Genomic DNA, 10,016 nt, shown 5'->3' with positions numbered 1-10,016 from the left:
ACCTGATGGTCCGGCCGCCAAGGCAGGGCTACGACCAGGGGATGTCATCGTTTCCTTTGGTGGCCAACCTATCTACAACTCGGGTCAGTTGCCGCCGCTGGTGGGGGCATTACCCGCGGGCTTCAAGGCGAAGTTGGGTGTCATCCGTGATGGCAAAGCCATGACCCTCAACATCGTGGTAGAGAGTCTGCCCGGTAATCTGGAGAATGCAGCGGAATCCACCGCGCCCGGCAGCCCGGCGCAGAAGGGCGAAATCAAACGACTGAACGTGCAGGTGGGTCCGCTGACGGCGGAAGCACGTAAGCAACTGAATGTGAATACCGGCGTTCTCGTCCTCGGCGTTGGTGTAGGTCCGGCAGCGGAAGCTGGCATTCGTCCCGGCGATGTGATTCTGCAGGTAGCACAACAGCAGATTGCCAATGCTGCCGATTTGCAGAAGCTGGTGGCGGTGTTGCCGGCAGGTCAGCCGATACCGGTGCTGGTGCGGCGCGGTGAAGGGAGTTTTTATCTGGTACTTTCGCTGCCGCATTGATGCAGGTGATAGCCGCGAAGGGCTGGGTGTTTATACCAGCCCTTTTTGTTATGGTGTCTGACGCGGCGGTAATGGCCGCCAGGCGCCCATGAATTGATAGGTCATATGACTGAACAGCAACATATTCGTAATTTTTCTATTATCGCCCATGTGGATCACGGCAAATCCACGCTGGCGGATCAGTTTATCCGTCTTTGCGGGGCGCTGACCGAGCGGGAAATGTCCAGCCAGGTGCTGGATACCATGGACATCGAACGGGAACGTGGAATCACCATCAAGGCACAGAGTGTGCGCTTGCAGTTTCGTGCCGCAGATGGGCAGGAGTACCAATTCAATCTCATTGATACGCCGGGCCATGTGGATTTTTCTTACGAGGTCAGCCGTTCTCTGGCCGCCTGTGAGGGGGCTTTGCTGGTCGTGGATGCTTCGCAGGGCGTGGAGGCGCAAAGTGTGGCCAACTGTTATACGGCGCTCGAACACGATCTGGAGATTCTACCCGTCCTGAACAAGATTGATTTGCCGGCTGCCGATCCGGAGCGGGTGCGCCGGGAGATTGAAGAAATTGTCGGGCTGCCCGCTGACGACGCCGTAGAGGCCAGTGCCAAAGAGGGCATCGGTATTCGAGAGATTCTGGAGCGGGTGGTGGAGCGTATCCCGCCGCCCCAAGGCGATCCGGACGCACCGTTACAAGCCCTCATCATCGACTCCTGGTTCGATAATTACCTGGGGACCGTGGTTTTGGTGCGGGTGATGAATGGTTCGGTCCGTCCGGGCCAGCGTATCCTGACGATGGCGGGGCAGAAATCTTATGTGGTCGAAAAAGTTGGTGTTTTTACCCCAAAATCCCTGACAGTTCCGGCTCTGGAGACCGGTGCGGTGGGCTTTGTCATTGCAGGCGTGCGGACCATTGAAGGCGCCCGGGTGGGAGACACGCTGACGGAGCAGGACCGCCCCGCAAGTGCGCCGCTGCCGGGTTTTCGCGAGGTGCAGCCGCAGGTGTTCACCGGGCTTTATCCCGTGGACTCGGCGGACTATGAAAATTTTCGCGAGGCGCTGCAGAAATTGCGGCTGAATGATGCGGCATTGCAGTTTGAGCCAGAGACTTCACAAGCCCTGGGTTTTGGTTTCCGTTGCGGATTTTTAGGACTGTTGCACATGGAAATCGTGCAGGAGCGCCTGGAACGCGAGTATCAGCTTGAGCTGATCAGTACCGCACCTACCGTGATCTATGAGGTGGTTACTACGGATGGGCAGGTGCTGAAAATTTCCAACCCTGCCGAGTTGCCGCCGGCACAAAAAATTGCGGATATTCGCGAGCCGGTGATTACGGCCAATATCCTGGTGCCAGAAAGCTATCTTGGGCCGGTGATTGCCCTCTGCGAAGAGCGGCGCGGGCGGCAAAAGAATATGCAGTTCACCGGCGGACAGGTGATGCTGCGCTATGAGTTGCCGCACAACGAAGTCGTCCTAGATTTTTTTGACCGTCTCAAATCGGTGAGTCGGGGCTACGCCTCCATGGATTATGAATTTGCGCGTTTCGAGAGCGGGCCGCTGGTGAAAATGGACATCCTCATCAATGGTGAAAAGCTGGATGCGCTGTCCTGGATTGTGCACCGCGATGTGTCCGAACGGCGCGGACGGGAACTGGTGGCCCGTTTACGTGATCTGATTCCCCGGCAGATGTTCGAGGTGGCTATTCAGGCCGCCATAGGGGCCAAAGTCATCGCCCGGGAGTCGGTCAAAGCCATGCGCAAGAATGTGCTGGCCAAGTGTTATGGCGGTGACATTTCGCGCAAACGTAAATTGCTGGAGAAGCAGAAAGAGGGCAAAAAACGCATGAAGCAGATCGGTCATGTGGAGATTCCTCAGGAAGCTTTTCTGGCAGTGCTGAAAAGTGACAAGAGATAAAACGCGCTCTGCGGAAATTATGTGGAGGCTGATTTTGGTTATGCACAGAGTGAAGGATAGGCACTGATGGATTTTACCCTGGGGTTGTTTCTGGCGGTTGTGCTTTCCGGCCTGATCTGGCTGGTGGATCTCCTGTTTTTGCGAAAGAAGCGGCCTGCCGAAGCCAGAGAGTCCGTTGTTGTCGAGTATGCCCGGAGTTTTTTTCCGGTATTGCTTATCGTTTTTCTGATCCGCGCCTTTTTGTTTGAGCCCTTTCAGATACCCTCCGGGTCCATGATTCCGACCTTGCGGGTGGGGGACTTTGTGTTGGTCAACAAATTCCAATGGGGATTGCGGCTACCCTTGATTCACACACCCATTACCCAGGGCAGCCCGGTAGAGGCTGGTGACGTCATGGTGTTCCGTTATCCCAAAAATCCGCGTGTCGACTACATCAAGCGGGTCATCGGCCTGCCGGGCGACACGATTGAGGTGAAGGGAGATGCACTCTACATCAACAACAAACTGGTGCCACAAAAATTTATCAGAGCCTTTAATTATAAGCCCGAGGGGCAGGGCGCCGAAGGCATGGTGATTCCCACCAAAGAATATGAGCAGGAGCTCGGGGGTCACAAGTTCCATATTATCGAATTTGATACGCCGGAAGCCCAGATGAATTTCGGGCCATACAAGGTGCCGCCCCATTCCTATTTTATGATGGGCGATGACCGGGATAATAGTAATGACAGCCGTTTCTGGGGCGTGGTGCCAGAGCGCAATATCGTCGGGAAGGCGATGTTTGTGTGGTTCTCCTGGAATGCCGAGGACTGGTCTATCCGCTGGAAGCAGATTGGTCGTTCATTAGATGGGGCATCCTGAATTTGCGTGCCGCACTTGCAAAATCATTATTCAGGACTAAATAAGAGGTACAGATGAATCCAGGCTCCAGGAGGGCTCGGAATGCGCAAATCGATTCTAAATACCCTGATCATAAAGAAAGCCTTTGGCCCGCGTGCCCAAGGCACGCGATCCATAATGCCCCGGCATTCCGGGGAGGCAGGCGTCTCGTTCATCGGTGTGATTTTCTGGCTGTTGATCCTCGTGTTTCTTGTCGCCTTTGTGGTGAAGGTGATGCCGTCCTACTATGATTACTGGTCTTTGAAGAATATCGTTAGCCAGCAGGCACAACAGTCTGGGCCGGAAGAGTCTGCATCACAAATTCGCCATAACCTGAACAGTAGACTAGGGGTGGCCATGATCAATATCCCGCAGAAGGACATCCAGATCGAGAAAAGTGGTATCGGACCGGCGTTGATTACCATCAGTTATGACAAGATTGTGCCTTTGATAGCCAATATCAGTCTGCTGCTTCATTTTGAAGCCGTAGGACATTGAAAAAGGCTTTTCCATCTATGATATAATTTTTCCTTTCACACTTTTGGATTACTGAGTCTGCATTTATGGGTGTCTTAGAAGGGCTGCAACAGTCGGTCGGCTATCATTTTCGCGAGCAATCCTTGCTATTGCAGGCGCTGACGCATCGGAGTGCGGGTGCCCAGCATAATGAACGGCTGGAGTTTCTGGGTGACGCGGCGTTGAATTTTGTAGTGGCAGCGAAGCTCTTTGCCCGCTTTCCCAAGGTAAGTGAAGGGGACCTGTCGCGGATGCGGGCGCGGCTGGTTCGTGAGGAAACCCTGGCGGAGATTGCCGGAAAGATCGCCCTGGCCGATTCCCTGATCCTCGGTCCCGGAGAAATACGCAGCGGCGGCGCGCGGCGCGACTCCATCCGTGCCGATGCTCTGGAGGCGGTGATTGGCGCGGCCTTTCTTGATGGCGGCTTTGCGGCGGCAGAAGGTATTGTCGCGCAACTGGTTGAACCCCTGATGACCGATCATCTGGGTGGTGAAGAGTTGCGTGATCCCAAAACGCAGTTGCAGGAATTCCTGCAGGGGCAGGGACGTCCTCTTCCCATCTATACGATGGTGGAAGAAAAAGGACAGGCCCATGAGCGACGTTTTGTGGCGCGTTGTAGTGTGCCGGGCGCCGAAGCTACCGAAGCGGAGGATGGCAGTCGGCGGAAAGCAGAACAGCAGGCCGCGGCGCTGATGCTGGCACAACTGCAGGGGGCCGTGCGTGGATGATGTTATGGATGTTGTTGTTCCTGACGAAGGGTATCGCAGCGGGCATGTGGCGCTGCTCGGGCGCCCTAACGTCGGTAAATCTACCCTACTGAACCATCTGGTTGGGCAGAAAATCAGCATCACTGCGCCGCGGCCGCAGACAACGCGTGATCAGATTCTCGGGATTCTCAGCCGACCCGATGGGCAACTGCTGTTTCTGGATACGCCGGGCGTGCATAGCGGTTATCGCAGTCTGAACCGGCATCTGCTGCGGGCTACCCGAGGTGCGCTGGAGTCTGCGGATCTGGGCGTGCTGGTGGTAGAAGCACTGCTCTGGACCCATGATGATGCGGAGGCCTTGCGCTGGTTACAGCGGGTCGGTATTCCGCTGGTGGCTGTGGTCAACAAAGTGGATCGGGTGACGGCCAAGGCGCGGCTGTTTCCCTATTTGCAAACGTTGGCGGAGCGTGGAGAATTCGCGGCGGTCATACCGCTGTCGGCGCGCAAGGCGGCTGATGTGGAGCGTCTGGCCGACGTGCTGGTGCCCTTGTTACCGCCGGCACCGGCGTCTTTCCCGGAGGATCAGGTCACTGATCGCAACCTGCGGTTTATGGCGGCAGAAATCATCCGCGAGCAAATATTCCGGCAACTGGGTGCCGAACTGCCCTACGATACAGCGGTTGTCATTGAAAGCTATCAGGTGGAAGGCGGTCAGCAGCGCATCGAGGCGACTATTTATTGTCGACGACCGGGGCAGAAAGCCATTATTTTAGGTGACGGCGGCAGCCGGTTGCGGGTGATTGGCAGCCGGGCGCGGGAGGCGTTGCAGCGGTTGACCGAAGAGCGGGTCTGGTTGGGCTTGTGGGTCAAGCAAAAGGAACAGTGGTCGGAAGACCGCAATATCCTGCGCGAGCTGGGGTATGACGACTGAGGCCGGTGATCGCGCCTGGGTCTTGCATCGCTACCCTTACGGGGATACCAGTCTGGTAGTCGAACTGTTTACGCAGACACAAGGTCGGCTGGGGGTATTGGCCAAAGGTGCCCGGCGCGCCCGCTCTCCGCTGGCGCGGATTGAGGCGGGGCGCCCCTTATGGGTGCGTTGGCTGGGGCGGGGTGAGTTACCGGTGCTGGCGCAGGCGGAAGAGCTTGGGCCGGCGCTGCCACTGGATGCCCTGCAAGGCCTCAGTCTTTTTTATATCAACGAACTGCTATTAAGACTCACGCAGCGTGGCGACCCCTTTCCTGCGCTCTTTCCGGTGTATGAAGAAACGATCAGGGTATTACGCGGTGAACCCGGTGAGAGTTGGTATTTGCGGCGCTTCAAGCGGCGCCTGCTGGAAAACCTGGGTTGGGCACCCGACCTGGAACGCTGCGCGGAGTGTGGTCGATCTCTTGATCCTGCACTTTCAGAACATTGGTTTTACCAGGCAGCACGCGGGGTATTCTGTCCGGCACATGCACCGGATGCCGCGGTAGTGACCTTAGAGGCGGCTGCTTTGGGTTGGTTGCGGGGGGCGATGCAGACACGAAATGCGGGAGGCTTGGGGCCCTCTTTGCGGCGCTGTTTGGAGCAGGAGTTACAAGTCCATCTGGGCGGGCGCCCACTGGAGAGCCGCCGCCTCCTTGCGGCATACTTGCGCAGAACACAGCCCACGTCGACGATACGGAGAGAGGAGCACGGCGAATGATTGCTTTGGGGGTGAATATTGATCACGTTGCCACGTTGCGGCAGGCGCGCGGCACCCGTTATCCGGACCCGGTGGAGGCGGCCTTTGTGGCGGAGCGCGCCGGCGCTGATGCCATTACCACGCATTTGCGTGAGGATCGTCGGCATATCCTGGAACGGGATGTGGAAATTCTCAGCCAGACCCTGCGTACCCGCCTCAATCTGGAAATGGCGGTAGAAGAAGGCGCCCTGCGCGTGGCAGAACGTCTGGCCCCCAGTGATTGCTGTTTGGTGCCGGAACGTCGGGCGGAGCTGACCACCGAAGGCGGACTTGACGTGGCCGGACAGTTGCCGCGTATCAAAGAGGTTTGTCAGCGTCTGGCCGCTGCCAGGATCCGGGTGTCGTTGTTCATTGACCCTGATCCCTTTCAGTTAGAGGCGGCGATGGAAACCGGAGCGCCCGTGGTCGAGCTGCATACGGGCCGCTATGCCAATGCCGCTGATGCGGCGGCGCGTGCAGAAGAACTGGGCCTGATCACCAGTGCGGTAAGCTTTGCCGATAGCCTCGGCCTGCAGGTGAATGCCGGGCATGGTCTCGACTACCACAATGTGCAGGCAGTGGCAGCGATTCCCCATATCCGCGAGTTGAATATCGGCCATGCCATCGTTGCCCACGCACTGTTTGTTGGTATGGCGACGGCGGTGGCGGATATGAAACGCCTCATGCTGGAGGCCCGGGGATGATTGTGGGTATGGGGACCGATATTGTCGCTGTAGAGCGGATGGCCCGTCTCCATGCCCGCTTCGGGGGGCGTTTGGCCGAGCGTCTGCTGGGGCCTTTGGAGGCTGCGGAAATGCCGAGGGAGGCTGTCGCCGGCGCCGCTTTCCTGGCTCGGCGCTTCGCGGCTAAGGAAGCAACGTTTAAAGCCCTAGGCAGCGGCATGAGTGATGGAATGCGCTGGATGGATGTGCAGGTGGGCCACGACCCGGCCGGGCGTCCGCAACTGGTGCTGGGCGGCCGCGCGCAGCAGCTCTTACGGGGGCTTGGCGATGGTGTGCACAGTTGGCTGTCCATCAGCGATGAACGCTGCTATGCCCTGGCGGTCGTGGTGCTGGAACAAAGGGAGCAGTAGGCGATGAAAGTGACAGTGGTGGGGACCGGATACGTGGGGCTAGTCACGGGTGCCTGTCTGGCGCAGGTGGGTAACCAGGTGCTGTGTGTGGATGTGGATGCCGACAAGGTCGCGCGACTGCGGGCCGGTGAGGTGCCCATCCACGAGCCTGATTTGCCCGCCATCGTGCAGGAAGGCATTGCCAGTGGGCACTTGCGCTTCACTACGGATATTGCTGAGGGCGTGACCCATGGGGATTTCCTCTTTATTGCCGTGGGGACGCCGCCCGATGAAGATGGCTCTGCCGATTTGCGCCATGTGCTGGCAGTGGCGGGTGATATTGGTAAACATTTGCAACGTCCGGTCACTGTGATCAATAAATCCACGGTGCCGATAGGCACGGCGCAAAAAGTGCGCACTGGAATTGCTCTGGCTTTGCAGGAGCGGGCGACGGATATCGCTTTTGATGTGGTCGCCAATCCCGAGTTTCTGAAAGAAGGCGCCGCCGTGGCAGACTTTATGAAGCCGGACCGGATTATCATTGGCACGGATGACGGGGCGGCAGCGGAGCGGATGCGCGCTCTCTATGCCCCCTTCAACCGCAATCATGATCGCCTGATTGTCATGGACCCGCCTTCCGCGGAGCTGACCAAATATGCCGCCAATGTCATGCTCGCCACCAAAATTTCGCTGATGAACGAGCTGGCGGGTCTGGCGGAGCGGATGGGGGCGGATATCGAGCAGGTGCGACGCGGCATCGGTGCCGATCCCCGCATCGGCCACGCCTTCATATATCCGGGTTGCGGCTATGGCGGGTCCTGTTTTCCGAAGGATGTACGGGCGCTGGAATACAATGCCCGACAATATGATTTTGATGCACCCCTACTGGCGGCGGTGGAGAAGGTGAATAATCGCCAGAAAGGTCTCCTGGAGCAGAAAGTGGTGCGGGCTTTGGGCGAGGATCTTACGGGCAAGACCATTGCCGTTTGGGGCCTCGCTTTCAAACCCAATACCGATGATATGCGCGAGGCTCCCAGCCGGGTGCTCATGGAAGCCTTGTGGCGACGCGGTGCGCACGTGCAGGCTTTTGATCCGGCGGCCATGGATGAGGCACGGCGACTTTATGGTGGGCAGTGCGCGTTACAGCTTTGTCCGGACCCCTATGTGGCCTGTAAGGAGGCCGATGCACTGGTGATCTGTACCGAGTGGCAGCAATTCCGTAGCCCCGATTTTGCGCGGATGCGCAGCCTCCTCCGCCAGTCCTTGGTTGTCGATGGGCGCAATATTTATGACCCGACGACTGTGCGTGCTGAAGGTTTTACTTACCATGCCATCGGACGCCCCTGATATGGCCGGGGATTTGCACGGTCTGGCGCAGGCGCAGGTGGCTATTGTCGGCGATGTGATGCTTGATCGTTACTGGTTTGGCAAAGTCGAACGTATCTCCCCGGAAGCGCCTGTGCCAGTGGTGCAGGTGCGGCGGGAAGAGGAGCGTCCCGGCGGTGCCGCCAACGTCGCACTGAATGTGCTGGCCTTGGGGGCGCACGCGCTTTTACTGGCCCCGGTCGGAGATGACGGAGCGGGTGAGCGTTTGGGTATGCTGCTGACGGAAGCAGGGGTCAAGACGGTGCTGATTCCTGATAAGGCCTGTCCAACGACGGTGAAGTTGCGCGTCATCGGTCACCAGCAGCAGCTCCTGCGCATGGATTTTGAGGCGCAGCCCAGCCAGGCCCACAGCGATGCCTTGCGTCAGCAGGCGCCGGCCTTGTTGACCCATGCCAAGGCACTGCTGCTGTCCGATTACGGCAAGGGCGCCTTGCGGGAAGTGGAACATCTGGTGGCATTGGGGCGCAGTCTGGGTATTCCAGTGCTGATTGATCCCAAGGGCAGGGATTATCGCCCTTACCAGGGTGCGACCATTATTACCCCTAATCTCAGCGAGTTTCAGGCAGTGGCAGGCACCTGGGCGAATGAGGCGCAATTCCGCGCACTGGGCGAGCAGTGGCGGGAATCTCTGCAACTGGAGGCGCTGCTGGTAACGCGCGGCGAAGAAGGGATGACCCTTTTTATGCAGAATGCCATCTATCACCATCCGGCTCAGGCCCGGGAAGTCTTTGATGTGACCGGTGCCGGAGACACGGTCATCGCAACCCTGGCGACGGCACTCGCGGCGGGCTGGGCGATGGATCGTGCAGTGGAACTGGCCAACCGCGCAGCAGGTATCGTCGTGGGCAAGCTGGGGGCAGCTGTCGTGACAGTGGAAGAGTTGGCCGCGACGGAATCCACGCGTGAAGGCTGAGATGGTGACGACACTGCCCCGGCTGCCGGTGCCGAAGCTTTTACAACGCCGGATCGGCCGAGCGATTGCCGATTTCCGCATGATTCAGCCTGGAGATCGCATCCTGCTCGGACTGTCCGGCGGGAAAGACTCGCTGACCCTGTTGCACCTGCTGCGGGCCATGCAGCGGCAATCCCCTGTGCCCTTTGAGTTGGGCGTGGCCACCGTCGACCCCATGAGCCCAGATTATGACCCACAGCCGCTGGTACCTTATCTGCGGGATCTGGGTATTCCGTATTTTCTGGAGCGACAGAATATTTACGAGCGAGCACAAAAGCACCTGCTACGGCCCTCTTATTGCAGTTTTTGTGCGCGGATGCGGCGGGGTGTGTTGTATCGCTGCGCACGGCGCGAAGGCTAT

General features: G+C 58.4%; 12 protein-coding genes. All 12 read left to right on the top strand.

The features are described 5' to 3' along the window. A partial coding sequence (locus AC2VNK_RS02060; protein ID WP_486882627.1) for a PDZ domain-containing protein occupies positions 1-532 on the top strand: 532 nt, incomplete at its 5' end. Between the two features lie 105 nt (positions 533-637). Further along, a complete protein-coding gene (lepA, locus tag AC2VNK_RS02055) occupies positions 638-2,440 on the top strand; it encodes a translation elongation factor 4 (protein WP_486882626.1) in 1,803 nt (600 codons plus the stop codon). A gap of 66 nt (positions 2,441-2,506) precedes the next feature. Then, positions 2,507-3,298, top strand: coding sequence for a signal peptidase I (lepB, locus tag AC2VNK_RS02050; RefSeq protein ID WP_486882625.1), 792 nt, complete (start codon positions 2,507-2,509; stop codon positions 3,296-3,298). 81 nt (positions 3,299-3,379) lie between these two features. Beyond that, positions 3,380-3,814: a DUF4845 domain-containing protein gene (locus tag AC2VNK_RS02045; protein WP_291522397.1), complete on the top strand. Its 435-nt coding sequence runs from the start codon at positions 3,380-3,382 to the stop codon at positions 3,812-3,814. Positions 3,815-3,879: 65 nt separating this feature from the next. Then, positions 3,880-4,560: a ribonuclease III gene (gene rnc / locus AC2VNK_RS02040; RefSeq protein WP_486882624.1), complete on the top strand. Its 681-nt coding sequence runs from the start codon at positions 3,880-3,882 to the stop codon at positions 4,558-4,560. A 4-nt stretch (positions 4,561-4,564) separates the two neighbouring features. Then, complete coding sequence (gene era / locus AC2VNK_RS02035) at positions 4,565-5,470, top strand: GTPase Era (protein ID WP_291522401.1); 906 nt, start codon at positions 4,565-4,567, stop codon at positions 5,468-5,470. Continuing rightward, the gene (recO, locus tag AC2VNK_RS02030) at positions 5,460-6,227 is read left to right on the top strand and encodes a DNA repair protein RecO (protein WP_486882623.1); all 768 of its coding nucleotides are present in this window, start codon (positions 5,460-5,462) and stop codon (positions 6,225-6,227) included. Before era ends, recO begins: the two co-directional genes overlap by 11 nt. After that, positions 6,224-6,949, top strand: a complete 726-nt coding sequence (gene pdxJ / locus AC2VNK_RS02025; RefSeq protein ID WP_291522405.1) for a pyridoxine 5'-phosphate synthase — start codon at positions 6,224-6,226, stop codon at positions 6,947-6,949. The genes recO and pdxJ overlap by 4 nt, the downstream gene beginning before the upstream one ends. After that, positions 6,946-7,338, top strand: coding sequence for a holo-ACP synthase (gene acpS, locus AC2VNK_RS02020; RefSeq protein ID WP_486882622.1), 393 nt, complete (start codon positions 6,946-6,948; stop codon positions 7,336-7,338). The genes pdxJ and acpS overlap by 4 nt, the downstream gene beginning before the upstream one ends. 3 nt (positions 7,339-7,341) lie before the next feature. Continuing rightward, the gene (locus AC2VNK_RS02015) at positions 7,342-8,664 is read left to right on the top strand and encodes a UDP-glucose dehydrogenase family protein (RefSeq protein ID WP_291522409.1); all 1,323 of its coding nucleotides are present in this window, start codon (positions 7,342-7,344) and stop codon (positions 8,662-8,664) included. Continuing rightward, positions 8,645-9,616 carry a D-glycero-beta-D-manno-heptose-7-phosphate kinase gene (gene rfaE1 / locus AC2VNK_RS02010; protein WP_291522411.1) on the top strand — a complete coding sequence of 324 codons (972 nt, stop codon included), beginning with the start codon at positions 8,645-8,647 and terminating at the stop codon, positions 9,614-9,616. The genes AC2VNK_RS02015 and rfaE1 overlap by 20 nt, the downstream gene beginning before the upstream one ends. After that, positions 9,606-10,016, top strand: a 411-nt coding sequence (locus AC2VNK_RS02005) for a tRNA 2-thiocytidine biosynthesis protein TtcA (RefSeq protein ID WP_486882621.1), incomplete at its 3' end; no start/stop codon positions are given. The genes rfaE1 and AC2VNK_RS02005, both read left to right, overlap by 11 nt.

Source organism: Acidithiobacillus sp. TH-A35 (assembly GCF_057473505.1).
This window is presented reverse-complemented; position numbering and strand designations above follow the sequence as displayed.

Excerpts from the sequence above, each read along its gene's own strand:
- AC2VNK_RS02045 (WP_291522397.1), top strand. The coding sequence starts at position 3,380 with ATGCGCAAATCGATTCTAAATACCCTGATCATAAAGAAAGCCTTTGGC.
- acpS (WP_486882622.1), top strand. The coding sequence starts at position 6,946 with ATGATTGTGGGTATGGGGACCGATATTGTCGCTGTAGAGCGGATGGCC.
- pdxJ (WP_291522405.1), top strand. The coding sequence starts at position 6,224 with ATGATTGCTTTGGGGGTGAATATTGATCACGTTGCCACGTTGCGGCAG.
- lepA (WP_486882626.1), top strand. The coding sequence starts at position 638 with ATGACTGAACAGCAACATATTCGTAATTTTTCTATTATCGCCCATGTG.
- rfaE1 (WP_291522411.1), top strand. The coding sequence starts at position 8,645 with ATGCCATCGGACGCCCCTGATATGGCCGGGGATTTGCACGGTCTGGCG.
- era (WP_291522401.1), top strand. The coding sequence starts at position 4,565 with ATGGATGTTGTTGTTCCTGACGAAGGGTATCGCAGCGGGCATGTGGCG.
- rnc (WP_486882624.1), top strand. The coding sequence starts at position 3,880 with ATGGGTGTCTTAGAAGGGCTGCAACAGTCGGTCGGCTATCATTTTCGC.
- AC2VNK_RS02015 (WP_291522409.1), top strand. The coding sequence starts at position 7,342 with ATGAAAGTGACAGTGGTGGGGACCGGATACGTGGGGCTAGTCACGGGT.
- lepB (WP_486882625.1), top strand. The coding sequence starts at position 2,507 with ATGGATTTTACCCTGGGGTTGTTTCTGGCGGTTGTGCTTTCCGGCCTG.
- recO (WP_486882623.1), top strand. The coding sequence starts at position 5,460 with ATGACGACTGAGGCCGGTGATCGCGCCTGGGTCTTGCATCGCTACCCT.